The organism is Nonomuraea cypriaca (assembly GCF_015645445.1).
Classification (GTDB): domain Bacteria; phylum Actinomycetota; class Actinomycetes; order Streptosporangiales; family Streptosporangiaceae; genus Nonomuraea; species Nonomuraea cypriaca.
The window spans coordinates 25,902-44,856 of record NZ_JADOGI010000072.1 but is presented as its reverse complement, the minus strand read 5'-3'; the positions used below and the strand labels follow the sequence as shown (position 1 = coordinate 44,856).

The 18,955-nt window shown below is 69.6% G+C and carries 19 protein-coding genes and 1 pseudogene; 12 read left to right on the top strand and 8 right to left on the bottom strand.

Annotated elements, in window-relative coordinates:
* The first annotated feature begins 53 nt into the window (after positions 1–53).
* On the top strand, positions 54–440 hold the full coding sequence (locus ITP53_RS23745) for a DUF6632 domain-containing protein (RefSeq protein WP_407941292.1): 387 nt from the start codon (positions 54–56) through the stop codon (positions 438–440).
* A gap of 51 nt (positions 441–491) precedes the next feature.
* Here ITP53_RS23745 and ITP53_RS23740 read toward each other — a convergent pair whose 3' ends face one another.
* The gene (locus ITP53_RS23740) at positions 492–1,184 is read right to left on the bottom strand and encodes an SDR family oxidoreductase (RefSeq protein ID WP_195897639.1); all 693 of its coding nucleotides are present in this window, start codon (positions 1,182–1,184) and stop codon (positions 492–494) included.
* A gap of 170 nt (positions 1,185–1,354) precedes the next feature.
* Here ITP53_RS23740 and ITP53_RS23735 point away from each other — a divergent pair, with 170 nt between their 5' ends.
* From ITP53_RS23735 to ITP53_RS23715, 6 genes and pseudogenes are all read left to right on the top strand, one after another.
* Positions 1,355–2,293 carry an AraC family transcriptional regulator gene (locus ITP53_RS23735; protein WP_195897638.1) on the top strand — a complete coding sequence of 313 codons (939 nt, stop codon included), beginning with the start codon at positions 1,355–1,357 and terminating at the stop codon, positions 2,291–2,293.
* 115 nt (positions 2,294–2,408) lie between these two features.
* A complete protein-coding gene (locus ITP53_RS23730) occupies positions 2,409–2,981 on the top strand; it encodes an NADPH-dependent FMN reductase (RefSeq protein WP_195897637.1) in 573 nt (190 codons plus the stop codon).
* 11 nt (positions 2,982–2,992) lie between these two features.
* Positions 2,993–3,982 carry an ATP-binding cassette domain-containing protein gene (locus tag ITP53_RS23725; RefSeq protein ID WP_195897636.1) on the top strand — a complete coding sequence of 330 codons (990 nt, stop codon included), beginning with the start codon at positions 2,993–2,995 and terminating at the stop codon, positions 3,980–3,982.
* Complete coding sequence (locus ITP53_RS23720) at positions 3,979–4,818, top strand: ABC transporter permease (protein WP_195897635.1); 840 nt, start codon at positions 3,979–3,981, stop codon at positions 4,816–4,818. Before ITP53_RS23725 ends, ITP53_RS23720 begins: the two co-directional genes overlap by 4 nt.
* A 210-nt stretch (positions 4,819–5,028) precedes the next feature.
* A pseudogene (locus ITP53_RS61205) lies at positions 5,029–5,298 on the top strand (DUF6247 family protein); the annotation flags it as partial.
* Positions 5,299–5,344: 46 nt separating this feature from the next.
* Positions 5,345–5,956 carry a TetR/AcrR family transcriptional regulator gene (locus tag ITP53_RS23715; RefSeq protein ID WP_195897634.1) on the top strand — a complete coding sequence of 204 codons (612 nt, stop codon included), beginning with the start codon at positions 5,345–5,347 and terminating at the stop codon, positions 5,954–5,956.
* Here the strand turns inward: ITP53_RS23715 and ITP53_RS23710 are convergent.
* Positions 5,943–6,668 carry an alpha/beta fold hydrolase gene (locus ITP53_RS23710; RefSeq protein WP_195897633.1) on the bottom strand — a complete coding sequence of 242 codons (726 nt, stop codon included), beginning with the start codon at positions 6,666–6,668 and terminating at the stop codon, positions 5,943–5,945. The two genes, ITP53_RS23715 and ITP53_RS23710, sit on opposite strands and share 14 nt — an antisense overlap.
* A 145-nt stretch (positions 6,669–6,813) precedes the next feature.
* On the opposite strand from ITP53_RS23710, the gene ITP53_RS23705 reads away from it, so the two are divergent.
* From ITP53_RS23705 to ITP53_RS23695, 3 genes are all read left to right on the top strand, one after another.
* Positions 6,814–7,722, top strand: a complete 909-nt coding sequence (locus ITP53_RS23705) for a helix-turn-helix domain-containing protein (protein ID WP_195897632.1) — start codon at positions 6,814–6,816, stop codon at positions 7,720–7,722.
* 140 nt (positions 7,723–7,862) lie between these two features.
* Positions 7,863–8,465, top strand: coding sequence for a YdcF family protein (locus ITP53_RS23700; RefSeq protein ID WP_195897631.1), 603 nt, complete (start codon positions 7,863–7,865; stop codon positions 8,463–8,465).
* A 188-nt stretch (positions 8,466–8,653) separates the two neighbouring features.
* Positions 8,654–8,890 (top strand): winged helix-turn-helix domain-containing protein, encoded by a 237-nt coding sequence (locus tag ITP53_RS23695; protein ID WP_195897630.1) that lies wholly within the window; start codon positions 8,654–8,656, stop codon positions 8,888–8,890.
* Positions 8,891–9,008: 118 nt separating this feature from the next.
* Here ITP53_RS23695 and ITP53_RS23690 read toward each other — a convergent pair whose 3' ends face one another.
* The 3 genes from ITP53_RS23690 to ITP53_RS23680 all read right to left on the bottom strand — a co-directional run bounded on the left by ITP53_RS23690 (position 9,009) and on the right by ITP53_RS23680 (position 13,830).
* Positions 9,009–12,212: an AAA family ATPase gene (locus tag ITP53_RS23690; RefSeq protein ID WP_195897629.1), complete on the bottom strand. Its 3,204-nt coding sequence runs from the start codon at positions 12,210–12,212 to the stop codon at positions 9,009–9,011.
* 80 nt (positions 12,213–12,292) lie between these two features.
* Positions 12,293–13,486 carry a cytochrome P450 gene (locus tag ITP53_RS23685; protein ID WP_195897628.1) on the bottom strand — a complete coding sequence of 398 codons (1,194 nt, stop codon included), beginning with the start codon at positions 13,484–13,486 and terminating at the stop codon, positions 12,293–12,295.
* A 137-nt stretch (positions 13,487–13,623) separates the two neighbouring features.
* Positions 13,624–13,830 carry a cold-shock protein gene (locus ITP53_RS23680; protein WP_195897627.1) on the bottom strand — a complete coding sequence of 69 codons (207 nt, stop codon included), beginning with the start codon at positions 13,828–13,830 and terminating at the stop codon, positions 13,624–13,626.
* A 234-nt stretch (positions 13,831–14,064) separates the two neighbouring features.
* Here ITP53_RS23680 and ITP53_RS23675 point away from each other — a divergent pair, with 234 nt between their 5' ends.
* On the top strand, positions 14,065–14,694 hold the full coding sequence (locus ITP53_RS23675; RefSeq protein ID WP_195897626.1) for a maleylpyruvate isomerase family mycothiol-dependent enzyme: 630 nt from the start codon (positions 14,065–14,067) through the stop codon (positions 14,692–14,694).
* Positions 14,695–14,707: 13 nt separating this feature from the next.
* Positions 14,708–15,667, top strand: a complete 960-nt coding sequence (locus tag ITP53_RS23670; protein ID WP_195897625.1) for an NAD-dependent epimerase/dehydratase family protein — start codon at positions 14,708–14,710, stop codon at positions 15,665–15,667.
* Between the two features lie 42 nt (positions 15,668–15,709).
* On the opposite strand, the gene ITP53_RS23665 is transcribed toward ITP53_RS23670, so the two are convergent.
* From ITP53_RS23665 to ITP53_RS23655, 3 genes are read right to left on the bottom strand one after another with little or no spacing between them, the layout of a single operon-like run.
* Entirely contained in the window at positions 15,710–16,981 is a 1,272-nt protein-coding gene (locus tag ITP53_RS23665; RefSeq protein ID WP_195897624.1) for an ABC transporter substrate-binding protein, read from the bottom strand.
* A 4-nt stretch (positions 16,982–16,985) separates the two neighbouring features.
* Positions 16,986–18,077: a branched-chain amino acid ABC transporter permease gene (locus ITP53_RS23660; RefSeq protein ID WP_195897623.1), complete on the bottom strand. Its 1,092-nt coding sequence runs from the start codon at positions 18,075–18,077 to the stop codon at positions 16,986–16,988.
* Entirely contained in the window at positions 18,074–18,955 is an 882-nt protein-coding gene (locus ITP53_RS23655; RefSeq protein WP_195897622.1) for a branched-chain amino acid ABC transporter permease, read from the bottom strand. The genes ITP53_RS23660 and ITP53_RS23655 overlap by 4 nt, the downstream gene beginning before the upstream one ends.

Genomic DNA, 18,955 nt, shown 5'->3' with positions numbered 1-18,955 from the left:
CGCACCCCGCTGACCTGCAGGAACGCCACCGCCTAGAGACACGCCTCCCCGGCGTGCCCAGACGCATTTCCCCAGCTCATCCCCCGAATTCCGCCCTCTATCCGAACCGAATTATGTCGAACGCAGGTCTTAACTGGCTCATTTGGAACGACGTGACGTCAGGTCACGGCCACGCCGCCCACGTGCCCCCGATGCTGTTCCTCATCTACGTCGTGTGGGGTGTGTTCCTGCTGCTGGCCTCGCGCCGTCCGGCGGCCTACTCCTCGTTCCTGTCCTTCACGATGTGGGCCAACCTCGCCCACGTTCTGCTCATGGTCGTGCAGGCCACGGCCGACCTGGATCGCTACTGGAGCAAGTTCCTGACCGACATCCCCTTCCTTCTGATCCTCGCCGTCGGCATCTTCCTGTGGCGTCCCAAATCAACCGGCTCCTCGGTCTGACACCCTGCGGCGGGCTTCACCAGGCTCCTGCGGCGATGCGCACGTCAGCCTCTAGGGCACGAACAGACTGGGCTCCTCGGCGACCGATGCCTTCGCACGTCGGCTCAAGTCATCGGCCACGATCTCCACAGGACCGCTCTCCAACTCGTCGAGCACGATCTTCACGAAGTCGGCCGCGCTGATCTTCTCCACGTCCAGGCTCGCCGACATGTCGGTGTCGACCATGCCGACGTGGACGCCCGTCACGAGCGTTCCCTGCTCCTGCAGCTCCATCCGCACGCCGTTCGTGAGGCTCCATTCCGCGGCCTTGCTCATCGCGTAGGAGCTGCTCCCCGGATAGGTGAACCACGACGCGGCCGACAGGACATTGGCAATGGCGCCACCACCGTGACGGGCGAGCACCGGGGCGAAGGCCCGGATCATCGACAGCGTGCCGAAGACGTTCGTCTCCATCTCGGCTCTCATCCGCGAGAGATCGCCGGTAACGGCCTTCTCGGCATTCGCGATCCCCGCGTTGTTGACGAGAAGGGTCACATCGCCGGCCTTCTCGGCGGCCGCGGCGACGGCATCGGGATCCGTGATGTCGAGCGACAGTGCTTCGACGCCGGGCACCGTGATCTTCGTGGCGTCGCGCGCGGTGGCGTAGACCTTGGCCGCGCCGCGGTCGAGGAGTTGCCGGGCGAATTCGCGGCCGATTCCGCGGTTGGCGCCAGTGACGAGGGCGATGCTTCCTGACAGTTCCATATGGGTTCTCCAAGACGTGACACGATGCCGCTCCCCTGGCGGCGGGCACGGAAACACCGTATGGATCGGATGATGTTCCGGTCGATGCCTGAATGCCTCGAAAATCTATCCGTCTGCCTCACCTCAAGAGGGTCTGGAAGACATTCGAGTAGCCCGGTTATGCTCGCCCCATGGATCTGCTCGCCGACGTGCTCGCGGTGTCCGGTGTGCGTGGCGCCCTCGGGGTCCGCCTCGAAACCGGTGGCACCTGGGGCCTGTGGCTGGACGACTTCCCCGGCGCGGCCCTGCACGCGGTCACCGCCGGCACCGCCTGGCTCACCACACCCGGCCACCCGCCCACGGAACTGACGGCAGGGGACGTCGTGCTCCTCCCCGCGGGAACCGAACACGGGCTCAGCAACGCACCCGGCACCACCGCCGGCCCCTGCGACAAGGCGGCAGCGGCACGCGCCTGGGCAACCGGAGACGCCGTCCAGCTCGGCTCCCGCCCGCTGCACACCCGGATCGTCACGGCCCACTACGACCACGACCCCGCGGTACGCACCCAGGTCCTGAACGCGCTCCCGGATCTCGTCCACGTCGGTACGGCCACCGGTGCGGCCTGCCTCGACGACACCGTCCGGCTCATCGCCCGGGAGCTCGCGCACCCCCAGATCGCCATGACTGCCGTACTCAACAGCATGGTCGACATCCTGCTGATCCAGCTCCTGCGCGCCTGGCTCGCCGCCCGGCCCGCCCAGCAACAGGGCTCGTGGCTGGGCGTGTTGAGCGACCCCGTCGTCCGCGAGGCCATGACCCGCATCCACCAGGAACCGGCACGCCCCTGGACCACCGCCACCCTCGCGGCCGCGATTTCCGTGTCCAGGGCGACCCTGTCACGCCGCTTCCCCCAGGCCGTCGGACAGACCCCCGCCGCCTACCTCACCCAATGGCGCATGGATCTGGCCGCCCTACGCCTCAGGGACACCCACGACTCCGTGGAAACCATCGCCACCTCCGTGGGATACGCCTCGGTGCCCGCGTTCAGCCGCGCCTTCAGCCGCGCCCGCGGCCAGGCACCGGGCCAGTACCGCGCGGGCATCCGCGACCGGCACCGGGCTGCGGCCTAGTCAAAGTGCGTAGAGGTTACGCCCGTCAACGGTGAACGACGTGCGGTCGTAACGCGTCCGCTAGATCCGATCTAGCGGGACGTCTAGCGCCTCCTGGGTGAAAGGGGGCGACACCATGGTGAGTGACGCGCTCCGGCTAGCGGTGATCATCGGCAGCACCCGGGTCGGGCGTGCCTGCGACACGGTCGGCGGCTGGCTCGCCGAGCTGGCCCGTCTCCGTGACGACCTCGCGGTCGAGCTGCTCGACCTGGCCGGCTACACGTTCCCCGGCTGCTACCCGCAGGAGGCGACGCCGGCCATGTGCCGTTTCGCCGCGGCGATCTCCCGCGCCGACGCGTTCGTGATCGTCAGCCCCGAGTACAACCGCAGTTTCCCCGCCTCGCTCAAGCAGGCGATCGACTTCGCCTACGACGAGTGGCAGGCCAAGCCGGTCGGGTTCGTGTCCTACGGCTCGGGCTCGACCGGCTTCTACGCCGTCGAGCAACTCCGTACGGTCTTCTCCGCCCTGCACACCGTCACCGTTCGCGACTGGGTGGGTATCGACCTGCTGGGCGAGGGCGTCGACGCGGGCGGGCTGCCCCGCGACACCGACGACCGCCTGCGGGCCGTCGAAGCCATGCTCGACCAGCTCACCTGGTGGGGACGGGCGTTGCGCGACGCCCGGCGCGCCCAGCCGTACGTCTCATGAAAGGAACATCCATGCCCGACCTGGCGATAGAAACCTCCGGCCTGGTCAAGGTCTTCGGCGACACCCGCGCCGTCGACGGCCTCGACCTCGCGGTGCCGACCGGCGCCGTCTACGGCGTGCTCGGCCCCAACGGCGCGGGCAAGACGACCGCCGTACGGATGCTGGCCACGCTGCTGCGTCCCGACGACGGTCAGGCGACCGTGTTCGGGCACGACGTGGTACGCGAGGCCGATACCGTACGCAGTCGGGTCAGCCTGACCGGCCAGTACGCCTCCGTCGACGAGGAGATGACCGGCGCCGAGAACCTCATCCTGCTCGGCCGCCTCCTCGGCCACCGCAAGCCGGCCGCGAGGGAGCGGGCGGCGCAACTCCTGGAGGCGTTCGGGCTGACGGAGGCCGCGGGACGGCAGGTCAAGACGTACTCGGGCGGCATGCGGCGGCGCATCGACATCGCCGCCAGCATCCTCAACACGCCCGACCTGCTCTTCCTCGACGAGCCCACCACCGGCCTCGACCCGCGCAGCCGCAACCAGGTCTGGGACATCGTCCGCATCGTCGTCGCCCACGGCACGACGGTCCTGCTCACCACGCAGTACCTGGAGGAGGCGGACCGGCTCGCCAGCCGCATCGCGGTCATCGACCACGGCAGGCTCATCGCCGAGGGCACGCCCGGGGAGTTGAAGTCGTCCGTCGGCGCGGGCGCGGTCCACGTACGGCTGCGTGACCCGGCCACCAGGCCCGACGCCGAGCGGGTGCTCGCGGAGACCCTGGACGCCGCGGTCTACCTGGAGGCCGACCCGGTGGCCCTCACCGCTCGCATCACCGGCCCCATCGCCAACAACGGGCGCGAGGCGGTGGCCGCCGAGCAGGCCTCGCGGGCCCTCGCCCGCCTCGCCGAAGCGGGCATCGTCGTCGACGACTTCTCCCTCGGCCAGCCCAGCCTGGACGAGGTCTTCCTCGCCCTGACCGACCACCCCGCCACGGAGGAGGCAGCAGCATGAGCACGACCACCGAGAACACCACGTACGCGCCCGCCCACGACGCCCTCGCCACGGTTCTCGCACCAGGGGCGAGACCGCCTCGTCCGAGTGCGTGGTCGGCCTCCATGACGTTCGGCTGGCGGGCGATGTTGAAGATCAAGCACGTGCCCGAGCAGCTGTTCGACGTGACGGCTTTCCCGATCATGATGATCCTGATGTTCACCTACCTGTTCGGGGGCGCGCTGGCCGGGTCGCCGACCGAGTACCTGCAGTACCTGCTCCCGGGCATCATGGTGACGAGCGTCGTGATGATCACCATGTACACGGGAGTGGAGGTCAACAAGGACATCGAGAAGGGGGTCTTCGACCGTTTCCGCACCCTGCCGATCTGGCGGCCGTCCACCATGGTCGGCTACCTGCTGGGCGACGTGCTCCGCTACACCATCGCCTCCACCGTGATCCTGTTGGTGGGTCTCATCCTCGGATTCCGTCCTGCGGGCGGGATCGTGGGGGTGGTGTCCGGGATCGTGCTGCTGGTGGCGTTCTCGTTCGCGTTCTCGTGGCTGTGGACGATGTTCGGGCTGCTGATGCGCAGCGAGAAGTCGGTGATGGGGATCAGCATGATGGTGCTGATGCCGCTGACCTTCCTGAGCAACGTCTACGTGGATCCCTCGACGATGCCGGGGTGGCTGCAGGTGTTCGTCAACGTCAACCCGGTCAGCCGGCTGGTTGCGGCCGTACGGTCGCTGATGGCCGGCACTCCGGACGCCGGGGAGCTGACCTGGGTCCTGGTGTCCGCCGTGGTCCTCATCGCGGTGTTCGGCACCCTCACCATGCGGCTCTACAACCGCAAGTAGACACGTACGTGACACATCCGGGCGCGAGACGCTTCGCGCCCGGTCCATCCGTCGGTATGCGGTAGGTGTACGTCAGCAGCGTGAACCCCGCGGCCCCGATGTTGAGCTGGAACTGCTCCTGTTGGGCGGGCTCCATGAAGCCGGCGAAGTCGGTCAGGCCCCGGTGGTGAGGTTCGAGTTCTTGGCGGAGGAACCGCATACACTGACACGATGACGGCTGAACCATATGGCGTTCACCGGACGCCTGAGGAGATTCGCGCATCACTCAAGGACGACCGTAGCCCAAAGACGATCCGGGCCGCGCTTCCGGCCGAGGATCACGCGCTGTTCGACCGGGAGTATCGGGCCGCCCTCGATGAGGCCAAGATCTCGTATGACCTGACAGCCGTCCACCGCTTCCAAGATCGCTGGTGGGCCAGGGCGGTAGTGAAGGCCGACCCGGACGACTACCAGCAAATGCTCCAAACCGCCGAAGAGGTCACCAGGCGCATGGAGCGCGGTGAACCCACCGGCGGCATCCCGTGGGATGACGCGGCTGACGCCCGCATGCGTGGGCGAAGCCGTCATCGATGCCACCATCGCGGAGTTGAGCGAGGTCGGCTACGCCGCGCTGCGCGTCGATGCGGTGGCCGAGCGCGCGGGGGTCAACAAGACGACGATCTACCGCCGCTGGGGCAACAAGGTCGGCCTGGTGTCCACAGCCCTCATTGAGCGCCGTGGCCAGTTGGTGCCGCCCGCCGACACCGGCAGCCTGCGCGGGGATCTCATCGAGTTGCTCAAAGAGATCCGGCTCGGTCTCAAGGTCCCCTGGGTCACCGCGCTGCAGCGCGAAGCCGGTCCGCGTACTTCCGCGAATGCCGACCTGTACGAACTCCTCGACATGTTCTGGCCGGCCCGATTCAAGGTTTCAGGAGTCGTCTTCGAGCGCGCCATCGAACGGGGCGAACTACCCGCCGGCACCGACCCCGGCTTCCTGCTGGAGGTGATCTCCGGGCCGCTCTACTTCCACTGGCTCATGCTCGGCCACCCGCTGGACGACGACTTCCTCGAGCGGGTGGCCGACTTCGTGCTCCATGGCGCGCAGGCCAGACTGCCACTTGATCGCTCCGCCACTGATGAGCGGGTCAGCCGAGCTTGAGCAGTAGTTCGGCGAGCTCGACCGGCATGGTGATCATGCAGTCGTGGCCGGTCGGCAATTCCCACACCTGTGCTGGGGCCCCGTTGGGCTGTATCGCGGGAACGGGTCGACGGGTCATGCCTTCCGGCATGCCGACAGTGCAGTGGATGTGTGTCCGTGGGATCTTGTTCACGGCCGGGTTGTCCAGTCGAACCGGTTGTTGGAGGCAGCGTACCGGCTGATCCGACAGCATCGTGCGCAGCCAAGCGACGTCTGCCGGGTCGGTGACCCCGAACAGACCCGAGGGCGGCGGCCGCTCGGGTAGCGGCGGGACCCGCCAGCCACTGTCGGACTTCAGGGCGAGGTCGATCAGGGCCCGGGTTACGGGTTGGACATCGGCCGCGCTCTCGCCGTCCTCCGGGACCATCGCGTCGAGGTAGACCAAACGTGCGATCCGATCCGGGACCTGGTTGGCCGCGGAGGAGATGACCAGCCCGGCGTAGCTGTGTCCCACGAGTACCACCTCGGTGAGGTCTTCCTCGATGATCAGCCTGACGACGTCGTCGACGTGCGTGTCAAGCCCTACCTCGGGGCTGAGCAGATGCACCTTGTCGCCGTAGCCGGTCAGCGACGGCGCGACCACCCGATGTCCGGCCGACGCCAGCAACGGGACCACCCGCTCCCAGGCCTGTCCACTATGCCAGGCACCGTGTACCAGCAGGTATGTTGACATGGTTTTCGCTCCTTGCTGTGCTTGTCCGCGCCTCGGTGGGCCTCTGACCAGGCTGCCGCCTAGGCTCTGACGGAGCCAGGGCCCCTGCGTTCCTGGGGGTGACAGGACCAGGCACGCGCGCGGTTGCGCAAATTACAGTGGAGACATGAGCGACGAATCGAACCTGCTGGGCGATTACGTGCGCGCCCGCCGTGAGCTCGTCACTCCTGATCAGGTCGGTATCCCCGTTCTGGGGGTACGACGCGTACCGGGTCTGCGCCGTGAAGAGGTCGCGATGCTCGCCGGCATCAGCGCCGACTACTACCTGCGTCTGGAACAGGGCCGCGACCGCAACCCCTCAGTGCAGGTCCTCGAGTCTCTCGCCCGCGTGCTGCAACTCGACGACGACGCGACCGCGTACCTGCTACGGCTTGGCGCCGGCAAACCCCGACGGCTCCGGCGCCGGCGCCGGAAGGAGACCGTCCCTCCGGGCGTCGCCAAGCTCGTCGCCACGCTTCCGCTACCCGCATACGTCGAGGGCCGCTACTTCGACGTCCTTGCCGCCAACGCCTTGGCGACCGCTCTGTCACCGCGCCTCGTGGCGGGAGCCAACCGCCTGCGGGACGTGTTCCTCGACCCCGCCGAGCAGGCCCTCCACCCGGACTGGGAGAACGCCGCCGCGGGTATGGTCGCCGGCTTCCGCGAGTCCGTCGGCACCGACACGGACGACCCCCGATTCATCGAGCTCGTCGGCGAGCTCTCCCTCGCCAGCCCCCGCTTCAGCCGGCTCTGGGCCCGCCACGACGTAGAGGCGTGCGAAGGCGCACCCAAACACATCGACCACCCCCAGCTCGGCGGCCTACAGCTGAACCGAGAGAGGCTGAGCATCGGCGGCACGGCAGGCCAGACGCTCGTCATCTACCACCCTGACCCCGGCACCGACAACGCCGACAAACTGGCCCTCCTCGCCTCCGCCATGCAAACACCGGCCGCGCCCCAAGGCACAACCGCGGCACGAGCGGATGCCAACCGCGGTGAGCCCGTCCGCGGGCCGGTGGCCGATGACCATCGGTAGCCACATCGACTCAATCCCCCTCGCCTCCCCAGTACTACGGCCTCTCCGCACGCCGCCGAGCCGGACGAGCGGACCGAACAGGCCACCGGCGTCTCAGCAGGACACCGATGGCAGTCCGCCAGCCCTGGAGGGGATCACTAATGATCGACGACATCAGTCCCGAAGAGATCGCCGTCATCACCGCGTTCGTCGACTCACAAGCCCCTCCTCCCGAGGGGCAGCCCACCGCGCACATTCTCTTCGGCACCAACCAGGCCCAGCCCGTCGAGATCGCGGCCGAGCGATACCACCGGGGACTCGCGCCCTTGATCATCGCGACCGGTGGCGTCAACCGTCATAACGGCATCATCGAGGCGCGTACTTTTCACCGCCTCCTTCTGGAACGCGGTGTGCCCGATGACGTGATCCGGTACGAGGATCGATCCCTCAATACCTGGCAGAACGTCGAGTTCGCCCTGCCGTTCCTGCGCGAAGCACTGGACACGGGACTCGCCATCACAGCCCTACTCAAGTGGTACCACCGCCGCGCGGTCCACGCGCTCAAGACACTCGCGCCCGGCATCGGCGCCTTCTACGCCATCACCTGGGATCCCATGTACGGCGGCAAACCGGTTACACGAACGAGCTGGCCCGATAACGCGGATGGCAGGCGCCAGGTGATTCGCGAATGGGAAGAGGTGCCCCGTCGCGTCGCCGAGGGCGGCTTCAAGGACGCGCATATCTCTGACGGGGCATGGCACTGACCACGCGTGGGACCCCATGGTCGGCTACCTGCTGGGTGACGTCCTGCGCCACACCGTACGGCCGCTCTCCTGCGTGAGGTACAGGAGCCCGCCGTCGCCAACGGAGCAGTGGCCAGAAGCTTGAGCCGCCGATTCTCTGCTGAGGAGTGCACCCTGCTGATCAGTGCAGGTCAGTAACGTTTGTGGCCATGGAGATTCGGCCCAACGCGTACGCCTGGCGGCAGGTTCCGGATGAGATTGAACGCCGCATAGAGGCAGGCCAACACCAGCCTGGGATGCCGATCCCGGCCGAACGCCGCATGGCCGAAGAGCTGGGCGTGAGCATCAAGACCGTTCGCCGCGCCGTCGGAGAACTGCGCGACGAGGGGGTGCTCGAAACGTTGCCGCAGAAGGGCACGTTTGTCGTCGACCACCAGGGCGGATAGCGCGGCGGTGGGTAGCTCGGGCCGGGAAGTACGGCGTCGCCTATCTGACCGTGCGGCGGGATGCGCGAACTTCGGCTGCCCGCGCCGCCGACCTAACAGGTCCGGGGTGCTGGTCGGGTCAGAGGTGCCAGGTGATCTCGACGTCGGGGTGGTAGCGGCAGGTGGCGCCGGTTGAGACGGTGGCGCGGAGGTGGGTGGCGAGTTCGGGGTGGGTGTGGTCGAGCTTGCGTAGTACGTCGCGGATGCGGGCCGTGACCGTCTTGCGGGCTCGCTCCGCCTCGTCTCCCAACCGGCGGGTACGTCCCCCGAGCCCCGCCGCCGTACGGAGCTGCTCCAGCAAGGCGGCCCTTTCCCGGTCGAACTCCGCCGCCCGCCGATCGTCGCCCAGCTCCACGGCCCGGTCGATCTCCTCGTCGAGTGTGGCCAGGCGGCGGCGGTAACGGCTCTTGGCCTCCTCGTCGAGCATGTCGTCACCGCCCATCCGGCGGGCCGCGACGACGACCTCGCCGCCCGAGGGATCGAGCAGCCGGACGGCGGGCACGTCGTCACCAGGGCGGCTCAGCAGGGTGTGCAGGTCACGCAGGCCCTTGGCGTCGGGCATGTGGGCGACTCGCCCCGCGAACCCCAGCGACCAGACGGCCCCGTCTCTCCTGAACTCCCCGACCGCGGCCCCGGCCACCGCCGATGAGCCACCCTCCGTCGGAGAGCCACCCTCCACAGCAGAACCGCCCACCGCCCCAGAGCCACCCGCCGTCGAAGAGCCACGCACCGTCGGCGGGGCCGCAGAGGGCGGCCGGCGCGTGGACGACAGGACTTGGCGCATGCCGAGTTCGGCCGCTTCCCGGCGTACCTCGTCGAAGAGTGATTCGGCCGCCTCCGCGTCGCCGGGGGCGGCGCGGCCGAGCAGGGCATGGGCCAGGTGGGAGCGGGCCAGGACGGACCACGGCCTGGCCCGCATCCGGTCGGCCGAGAGGTGGGCGGCCGTGAGCGCGTCGATCGCATCCGCCCAGCGTTCCTCGGCGGTGTCGAGCAGGCCCCGCCACAGGTCGTAGGGCCCGCTGACGTCCCAGCCGAACAACGACACCACCCACCGCCCGCGATAGGGCAGCAGCGCCGCCCGCGCCTGGGCACACAACGCCGCGTCCCGCGTGGCCGCGGCCACCTCGGCCTGGAAGCGCAGCCACAGCGGCCGCACCATGCGGTCGCGCGGCTCCCCGTCGGCGAAGCGGCGCAGCGCGGCGTCGAGGTCGCCGGCCTGCAGCCCGGTCAGCGCCTCCAGCAGCGTGACGCACGGGTGCTCGGTGTCCCTGAGCTCGTGGAGCACCTGCTCCTGATCCTCGATCCGGCCCTGTAGCGACAGCCGCGCCCACCGGTGGTGGACGATCATGAACTCGAAGTGGTGGTGCTGCGCGTCCAGACGCAGACCCGACATCAGCGACTCGGCCTCGGCGAAGCGGCCGGCGAGGGCCGCGACGATGCTGTCGTCGACGGTTGTGGACAAAGTGAGGTGCGGCTTCCCGCTGCGCCGGCCCTTGGCTGCGTAGTCGTGGAACTCGTCGAGATAACGCGGGTCGCCCTGCTCGATCATCGCCACCCAGCGCAGGGCGCTGGCGAAGTGTTCCAGCTCCGGGTCGGAGGTGCGCCGCGCCACGGCGATCAGCTCGCCGGTCAGCGCCACCCGCTCCCCGGCCGTGCCTGGTCCCCAGATGATGTCGTGGTGCGCCCACAGACTGAACGCCAGCGCGTCGTCGTCACCACCCTGCCGGGCCAGATGGGCGAGGTGGAAGACCAGATCGAGCGCGAGCCGCTCATCCGAGACTCGGCCGCCGACCAGTCTGTCGTGGGCCGATCTCAGCCGGTCGAGCGCCCTTTCCTGGCCGTAGTGGGACAGGAAGACCAGCGCGACCCTGGCCGGCAGCTCGGGATCGTCGACGTGGTCGGCGATGGCGGCGGCCTCGTCGAACAACCGCCGCGCCTCCTCGGACGTGCCGCAGTGGTGCAGCTCCCTGCCCAGGTCGAGGGCGAGCATCGCCCGCCTGCGCGGTGCGGTGGCGGCGCTCAGCTCGTACGCCCGCCGCAGATGGCCGAGCTGCTCCTCGCCCGCCAGCCGGGCCCTGGCGTCGCGGGCGGCGGCGAGCAACAGGTCGACCGCCCGGTCGGGATCGACCCGCTCGCCCGCGAGGTAGGCGTGCCCGGCGAGGTCGCCCGGCAGCATCTTGGCCGTGAGGCCGGGCGCGCGGTCGAGCGCGGCGACGATCGCGCAGTGCAGGTCGCGGGGGTCGTCGAGGGAGTCGTAGAGGGTCTCGCGCACCAGGTCGTGGGCGAAGGCGAACACGCCGCCGCCCCTGGTCACCACGAGCTTGGCGACCACGGCCAGCTCCAGCAGCCGGTCGACGTGCGCCACCGGGGCCGCGACGGTGGCGGCCAGCACCTGGCGGTGGAACTCGTTGCCCAGCACCGCGGCGGCAGGCAGCAGGTCGGACACGGGCCGGGGCAGCAGGGACAGGCGGCGCAGCAGCGCGTCGCGCACGCCGGGCGCGATGGCGCTGGCGGAGCCGCCGCTGCGCCACAGTCTGGCGGTCTGCTCGACGAAGAACGGGTTTCCGCCCGTCCGCAGGTGGACATCGGCGACCAGGTCGGCCGGCGGGTCGTGGCCGGTGGTGCGGGCCATGAGCGCGGCGACGCCCGCCCGGTCGAGGCCGGTGAGCGTGATGGTGGTGGCCTTGGCGACGAGCGGGGACAGCAGGTCGCGCAGCGGATGGTCGGTCGGCTCGACCTCGGCGTCGCGGTAGGTGCCGATCAGCAGCAGCCGCTCGAACCACGTCTGCCGCGCCGCGAACTCCAGCAGCCGCAGCGAGGCCGGGTCGGCGAAGTGGAGGTCGTCGATCACCACCACGATCGGGCGCCGCTGGGACAACGAGACCAGGGCGGTCGTGACCGCGTCGTAGAGGCGGAACCCGTCGGCGGCCTCGGTGCTCTGCGCCTCGCCGAGCAGGGCGGCGAGGCTGCCGCCCGCCGCCTCCTCCGCTTCGGCCCACTCCGCGGGCTCGGCGGCGCGCCGCAGGGAGCGGATGACCTGGACCCACGGCCAGTAGCCGGGCGCGCTGCCGGAATCCCAGCAGGCGCCGCCGACCACCAGCGCGCCCCGCCGTCTGGCCTCCCCGGCGGCGCTGGTGACGAGCGTGGTCTTGCCGATGCCAGCCTCGCCGGTGACGAGCACCAGGCCGCCGTGGCTGTCGACCAGCCGGGTGATCTCGGCACGCAGCAGCCCGGCGGGGTGCTCCCTGCCGATCAGATCATGGGGTGAGACGTCGATGGGCATGACGTTCGCACGTTATCCGCCCCGGCCGACATTTTCCTATCGGCGCCTACCAGGCCACGTCCATGGCGGCCATCCGGCGTCTACCAGGCCACGTCCATGGCGGCCATGCCGTACACGATGCTGAACGAGCGGAACCGCGGGTCGCCGGACACGCGCAGCCCAGGGAAGCGCTGGAACAGCGCGGGGAACGCGATCCGCAGCTCCATGCGGGCCAGCGGGGCGCCCAGGCAGTGGTGTACGCCGTGGCCGAAGGCGACGTGGCCGGGGGCGCCCCGCCTGACGTCGAACGTGTCCGCGTCGGGCATGAGCGCCGGGTCCCTGTTGGCGGCGGGCAGGGCGCAGATCACCAGCTCACCGGCCGGGATGGTGATGCCGCCGACCTCGACCTCCGTCATCGTGATCTTGGTCGTGCCCGAGTGCACGATGCTGAGCCAGCGCAGCAGCTCCTCGATCGTGGCGTCGACGCGGTCGGGCTCCTTCCTGAGGAGTTCGAGCTGCTCGGGGTGGCGGAGCAGGGCGAGCGTGCCCAGGGAGAGCATGTTGGAGGTCGTCTCATGCCCCGCGAACAGCAGCAGGCCGCCGATGCCGACGAGCTCGTCGGTGCTCAGGTCGTCACCGTGCTCGCGTACGAGCATGCCGAGCAGCTCCTCGCCCGGGTCCGCCTGGATGCGGCCGACCAGCTCCTCCATGTAGGCGCGCTGCTCGAACTGGGCCATCAGCCGCTGCTCGCCCGGCACCGTCATGTCGAGCATCCTGCTGGTACGGGCCTGGAATCCGGCGCGATCGTCGTACGGGACCCCGAGCAGCTCGCAGATCACCAGCGACGGGATCGGCAGCGCGAACGACGACACCAGGTCGGCGGGCGATCCCGCGGACTCCATGGCGTCCAGGTGGTCGTCGACGATGCTCTGGATCCGCGGCTCCAGCCGGCGCATCCGCCGGATGGTGAACTCCGGCGTCAGCATCCTGCGCAGCCGGGTGTGCTCGGGCGGGTCGACGCCGAGCAGGTTGCCCGCGCGTACCTTGGCGAGCTGCTCCTCGGTCATCTTCGGCGCGCCGGGCAGCCGCGCGACGCCCTGCGGGGCGACCTTGAACCGCTCGGAGTCGCCCAGCACCTCGCGCACGTCCGCGTAACGGGTCACGAGCCAGGCGGGATCGCCGTGCGAGGTGGTGACGCGCTTGACCCGCTCCTCATCGCGCGCCGCCGCCAGCTCCGGCGCCGGATCGAACTCCACCCGCCGCACGTGCAGCGGCATCGTCGAGGAATCGCTCATGCCAACCCTTCCTGGATCATGGCGTTAGACGGTAACAATCATGGGCGGCAGCTCTCTAGTGCGGTCTTCAACTAGTTACCGGAAATGCGAAAACCGGGGTCCCGGAAAAGAGGCCCCGGCTTCCTGGTGATGTCGTGTCAGTCCATGGGGACGATGTTTTCCGCCTGGGGTCCCTTCTGTCCCTGGGTGACGTCGAAACTCACCTTCTGGCCCTCGTGCAGCTCGCGGTAGCCCTGGGCGGCGATGTTGGAGAAGTGAGCGAAGACGTCGGCACCGCCGCCGTCCTGCGCGATGAAGCCGAAGCCCTTCTCGCTGTTGAACCACTTCACGGTGCCGGTCGCCATGGCGATCTCCTTCGGTTGGCGCTGTTCATGGATCACATGTCGCCGCACTGACCCATTCGGCGAAAATAGCACGCGAGCCCCCGGATGACCTGCTGATACGCCATCGTGTCCGCGATTCTCGCCTTGACGAGGACCACACGGCACCAGAACATGCCCTGAGCCGATGAGTTCCGCCCGCTCGGCGGGTCTCTTTCCCTGGACGAGACCGGTGCCCACAGAAGCAGGAGACCCAGAATGACCAAGATCGGCGACTGGCCGCTGGTGCACGCCGAGCGGGCCGCCCTGGCGGACGACCTCGCGAAGCTGACCGACGAGGAGTGGGCGACGCCGTCGCTGTGCGCCGGGCTGACGGTGCGAGAGGTGCTGGCCCACCTCACCTCGGCGGCGAACCTCGGCGCCGTACGGTGGCTGGCGGGCGTGATCCGCTGCCGGTTCGACTTCGACAAGCAGGTCGCCATGCGGCTGGCCGAGCACCTGGGCGCGACCCCGGCCGAGACGCTCGCGGGCTTCCGCCGCGTCGTCACGAGCACGACCTCGCCGCCCCTCCCGGTCCTGGCGATACTCGGTGAGTCGATCGTGCACGGGGAGGACATCCGCCGCCCCCTGGGCATCCGCCGCGACTACCCGATCGGCACGCTCACCCGGCTGGCCACCTACTACCAGGGGTCCGACCAGGTCGTCCGCGCCAAGGGCAGGATCGGGGGCCTGCGCCTGGTCGCGACCGACGGGCCCTTCACCACGGGTTCCGGCGCGCTGGTGTCCGGCACCACACTGGCGCTGACGATGGCGATGACCGGGCGGGCGGCGTACTGCGACGAGCTCGAAGGGGACGGCGTCGCGGCCCTGCGCGGCCGGGCGGGGTGAGTACGCTGTTCGCATGCGAGTTGTGGTGATTGGCGCCAGCGGGCACATCGGTACGTACTTGGTTCCCCGGCTGGTCGACGCCGGGCACGACGTGGTCGCCGTGAGCCGGGGCAAGCGGGAGCCGTACAGCCCGCACGGGGCCTGGCAGCGGGTCACCACGATCACGGCCGACCGGGAGGCGGAGGAGGCCGACGGCACGTTCGGGCGGCGGATCGCCGACCTGGAGGCGGACGTCGTCATCGACCTGATCTGCTTCACCGAGAGCGGCGCCCGCCTGCTGGCGACGGCCCTGACCGGACGGGTCAGGCAGTTCCTGCACTGCGGCACCATCTGGGTGCACGGCCCGAGCACCCGCGTCCCCACCACCGAGGACCGGCTGCGCCGGCCGATCGGCGAGTACGGCCGCCAGAAGGCCGCCATCGAGGCCTACCTGCTCGACCGGGCGCGCCGGGACGGCTTCCCCGCGACCGTCATCCACCCCGGCCACATCACCGGGCCAGGCTGGCGGCCGGTCAACCCGGCGGGCAACCTCGATACCGCCGTGTTCCAGGCGCTCGCCGACGGGGCCGAGGTGACGCTGCCTAACCTCGGCATGGAGACCGTCCAGCACGTGCACGCCGACGACGTCGCGCGGCTGTTCATGGACGCGATCGCCGGTCCCACGGCCGCCGCCGGCGAGAGCTTCCACTCCGTGGCCACCACCGCTCTGACCCTGCGCGGTTACGCCGAGGCGGTGGCGGGCTGGTTCGGGAGGGAGGCGCGGCTGGCATACCTGCCGTGGGAGGAGTGGCGGAGCACCGTGTCCGAGGAGAACGCGCGCGTCACCTACGACCACATCGCGCACAGCCCGCACTGCGCCATGGAGAAGGCGGAGCGGCTGCTCGGGCACCGGCCGAGGTACACCTCGCTGGAGGCCGTCGCCGAGGCGGTCGACTGGCTCGTCAGGGCGGGGACCATAGTCCGCAACGGTTGAACCGCCCTGGCGCCGGGTGGCAGCGCCAGAGCGGATACCGCGTCAGCCCGTCAGCGGGCCGAACACCTTGCGCGTGTCGATGACCTCACCCATCAACTCCCACCGCTCGCCCTTGAACGTCATGAGCTGCATCGACTCGATCGGGAACGCGTCACCCTGCGCCGTGTCCAGCGTCACGCCGGGCAGCAGCATGTCCACCTTGACGCCCTTGAGGTTGCGGACCGCGTCGCGCAGGCCCTCACGGGTCGGGCAGGCGGCCGCGTCCATGGCCTTGTGGAAGCTGCTCGCCACGGCCCAGCCGAACGTGTGGTACGGGACGTTCGGGTCGGCGTCGGGCGCGTACTGCTGCATCTTCTGCCGGTACAGCATCATCTCCGGGTCGCTCTGCCACGTGGGGTCGTTCGGGTCCTTGTAGTACGTACTCGACACGACGCCCTGGACGTTCTCGAACCCGACGGGCTTGAGCACGGTGATCGAGGCGGCGACGTTGTTGACGATGTGCACCGGGTTCCACTTGGTGTTCTTGGCATCCGCGGCCAGCGCCTGCGAGCCGAACTTGGGCGTGGTGACGTTGAGGAACACGTCCGCGTCCGACTCGGCGAGGTTGCGCATCTGGGGATCGACGCTGGGGTCGGAGACCTCGTAGCTCTGCTCGGCCACGACCTCGATCCCGGTGCCCTCGATGGCCCGGGTGAACCCGCCGAGCAGGTCCTTGCCGAAGTCGTCGTTCTGGTAGAGCACGGCGACCTTGGCGTCGGGCTTCTCGTCCTTGAGGTACTGCGCGTAGACGCGGGCCTCAGAGATGTAGTTGGGCTGCCAGCCGATCGTCCACGGGTGCGCGGTGTCGGTGCCCCACTGGGAGGCGCCGGTGGCGACGAAGACCTGCGGCACCTTGCGCTGGTTGGTGTAGTCCCAGGTCGCGGTCGTCGAAGGAGTGCCGAGCGTCTGGAACAGCGCGAACACCTGCTCCTGCTCCACCAGCCTGCGGGCCTCCTCCACGGCCTTGGGCGGCGCGTAACCGTCGTCGCGGACGATGAACTCGACCTTGCGCCCGCCGATGCCGTTCTTCTCGGCGTTGACGTAGTCGAAGTACGCCTTGATGCCCTTGGGGATGTCTCCGTAGGCGGAAGCGGGCCCGGACAGCGGGTAGATGCCGCCGAGTTTGATGCTGGTGCTGGTGATGCCGGTCGTTTGCTGGCCCTGGCACTGGCCGGAGGTGGCCGTGCCACCCGTGGCCTCGCCGCTGTCCCGTCCCCCGCAGGCGGCGACGGCGAGCAGGAGCATTGCCGTACAGCCGATCGCAGATACACGCATCCCTTTACTCCTTCCGGGGAATTTTCTTGATCAAGCGTCCGGCCAGCCCGGCCAGGCCCGTCGGGGCCACGTACATCACCGCGATGATCAGCAGGCCGAAGATGACGCCGGGCGCGGCGTCGTTGATGTCCTGCGAGATGCTCGGCACGAACATCACGAACAGGCCGCCGAGCACCGGCCCGGACAGCGAGCCGAGCCCGCCGACGACCAGTCCGGCCAGCAGCGTGATCGACAGGTTGACGGTGAACGAGTCCGGCGAGACGAACCCGATCACCCAGGTGTAGACGCAGCCGGCCGCCCCGGCGAACATGGCGCCCCACGCGAACGCGAGCGTCTTGTAGAACGACAGCCGCACGCCCATGACCTCGGCCGCGCTCTCGTTGTCCCTGATGGCGTGCAGCGCCCGGCCGACCCGCGACCGCAGCAGGCTCGCGGCCACCGCGAACGAGACCACGGCCACGGCGAGGGCGACGAAGTAGAGCCACTGGTCCTCGGCCAGGCCCGTCCAGGCGGGCGGCGCCGGCTTGGGCAGCGTCAGCCCCATCGAGCCGCCGGTCACCTCCTCGAACCGCTTGAGCAGCGGCACCAGGAAGATCGCGATGGCCAGCGTGACGAGCGCCAGGTACAGCCCGCGCAACCGCATCGCGGGCACGCCCAGGGCCAGGCCGATCAGGAAGGCCACCCCGGCCGCCACGGGCAACGTCAGCGGGTACGGCATCGCCCAGCGGTCGAGCAGGACGGCGGACGCGTACGCGCCGATGGCGAAGAACGCACCATGACCCAGCGAGATCTGACCGGCGTGGCCGACGAGGAGGTTCAGCCCGAGCAGCGCCACCGCGTAGATCAGCACCATGGTGAGCTGGAAGACGTGGAACGGCACGAGCTGGAAGGGCGCGTAGCAGGCCGCCGCCAGCAGCGCGGCGGCCACGGCCCACCGCCGGCGCGACGCGAGCGGGGGCGAGGCCACGGGTGCGGTCGCGGGCCCGGACTCGGGTGTTGTCTCAGGTGCCCGCTCGGCCTGCGACGCGCTCTCGGTGTTCGTCTCGGGGTTCTTCCCAGCGTTCGTCTCAGCGTTCGTCTCCGGTCGGCGGCTCATGCGCGCTCCACCACCGCTCGTCCGAACAGTCCCTGCGGCCGGAGCAGCAACACGCCGAGGATGATCACCAAGGGCACGCCCACCTTGAGATCGGGGCCGATGAAGCCGACGTAGGCGCCGGCGAGCGTCTCGGCGATGCCCACGATCACGCCGCCCACGACCGCGCCCGCCGGGCTGTCGAAGCCCCCGAGCGTGGCCGCCGCGAACGCGTAGATGAGGACGCCGCCCATCATGTTGGGCTCCAGGAACAGCAGCGGCGCCACCAGCACGCCGGAGACCGCGCCGACGGTGGCGGCGAGACCCCAGCCGAGCGCGAGCGTCCAGCCCACCCGGATGCCGACCAGCCGCGCCGAGGCGGGGTTGGTCGCCACCGCGCGCATCCCGAGCCCGATCTTGGTGTGCTGGAAGAGCAGGTACAGCAGCCCCATCACCACCCCCACCACGACGACCACGCCCAGGGTGGAGAAGTTCACGCTGATGCCGCCCGCCTCCAGCGCGCCGCCGGGGAACGGGTTCGGGAAGTCCTTGATGAGGAAGGTCCAGATCCATCCGGCGGCGGCGTTCACGAAGATGAAGAGTCCGACGGTGACGATCACCAGCGTCAGCTCGGGCGCGCCCTCCACCGGACGGATGATCACGCGTTCGATGAGCATCCCGCCCGCGAACGACACCGCCAGCGTCAGCACCAGCGCCAGCCAGAACGGCAGCCCGGCGGCCACGCACTGCCAGGCGATGTAGGTCGAGAACATGGCCAGCTCGCCCTGGGCGAAGTTGACGATCCCGGTGAACTGGTAGATCAGCACCAGGGCCAGCGCCAGGCTGGCGTAGATGGCGCCCGCGCCGAGCCCCTCGACGATCTGCTGCAGGAATCCGGCCAT

Bases quoted from the DNA above. Each gene is read 5' to 3' on its own strand.
- ITP53_RS23705 (WP_195897632.1), top strand. From the start codon at position 6,814: ATGAGCGACGAATCGAACCTGCTGGGCGATTACGTGCGCGCCCGCCGT.
- ITP53_RS23710 (WP_195897633.1), bottom strand. From the start codon at position 6,668: ATGTCAACATACCTGCTGGTACACGGTGCCTGGCATAGTGGACAGGCC.
- ITP53_RS23685 (WP_195897628.1), bottom strand. From the start codon at position 13,486: ATGAGCGATTCCTCGACGATGCCGCTGCACGTGCGGCGGGTGGAGTTC.
- ITP53_RS23720 (WP_195897635.1), top strand. From the start codon at position 3,979: ATGAGCACGACCACCGAGAACACCACGTACGCGCCCGCCCACGACGCC.
- ITP53_RS23730 (WP_195897637.1), top strand. From the start codon at position 2,409: ATGGTGAGTGACGCGCTCCGGCTAGCGGTGATCATCGGCAGCACCCGG.
- ITP53_RS23660 (WP_195897623.1), bottom strand. From the start codon at position 18,077: ATGAGCCGCCGACCGGAGACGAACGCTGAGACGAACGCTGGGAAGAAC.
- ITP53_RS23655 (WP_195897622.1), bottom strand. From the start codon at position 18,955: ATGGCCGGATTCCTGCAGCAGATCGTCGAGGGGCTCGGCGCGGGCGCC.
- ITP53_RS23700 (WP_195897631.1), top strand. From the start codon at position 7,863: ATGATCGACGACATCAGTCCCGAAGAGATCGCCGTCATCACCGCGTTC.
- ITP53_RS23675 (WP_195897626.1), top strand. From the start codon at position 14,065: ATGACCAAGATCGGCGACTGGCCGCTGGTGCACGCCGAGCGGGCCGCC.
- ITP53_RS23740 (WP_195897639.1), bottom strand. From the start codon at position 1,184: ATGGAACTGTCAGGAAGCATCGCCCTCGTCACTGGCGCCAACCGCGGA.
- ITP53_RS23665 (WP_195897624.1), bottom strand. From the start codon at position 16,981: ATGCGTGTATCTGCGATCGGCTGTACGGCAATGCTCCTGCTCGCCGTC.
- ITP53_RS23670 (WP_195897625.1), top strand. From the start codon at position 14,708: ATGCGAGTTGTGGTGATTGGCGCCAGCGGGCACATCGGTACGTACTTG.
- ITP53_RS23690 (WP_195897629.1), bottom strand. From the start codon at position 12,212: ATGCCCATCGACGTCTCACCCCATGATCTGATCGGCAGGGAGCACCCC.
- ITP53_RS23735 (WP_195897638.1), top strand. From the start codon at position 1,355: ATGGATCTGCTCGCCGACGTGCTCGCGGTGTCCGGTGTGCGTGGCGCC.
- ITP53_RS23725 (WP_195897636.1), top strand. From the start codon at position 2,993: ATGCCCGACCTGGCGATAGAAACCTCCGGCCTGGTCAAGGTCTTCGGC.
- ITP53_RS23715 (WP_195897634.1), top strand. From the start codon at position 5,345: ATGACGCGGCTGACGCCCGCATGCGTGGGCGAAGCCGTCATCGATGCC.
- ITP53_RS23680 (WP_195897627.1), bottom strand. From the start codon at position 13,830: ATGGCGACCGGCACCGTGAAGTGGTTCAACAGCGAGAAGGGCTTCGGC.
- ITP53_RS23695 (WP_195897630.1), top strand. From the start codon at position 8,654: ATGGAGATTCGGCCCAACGCGTACGCCTGGCGGCAGGTTCCGGATGAG.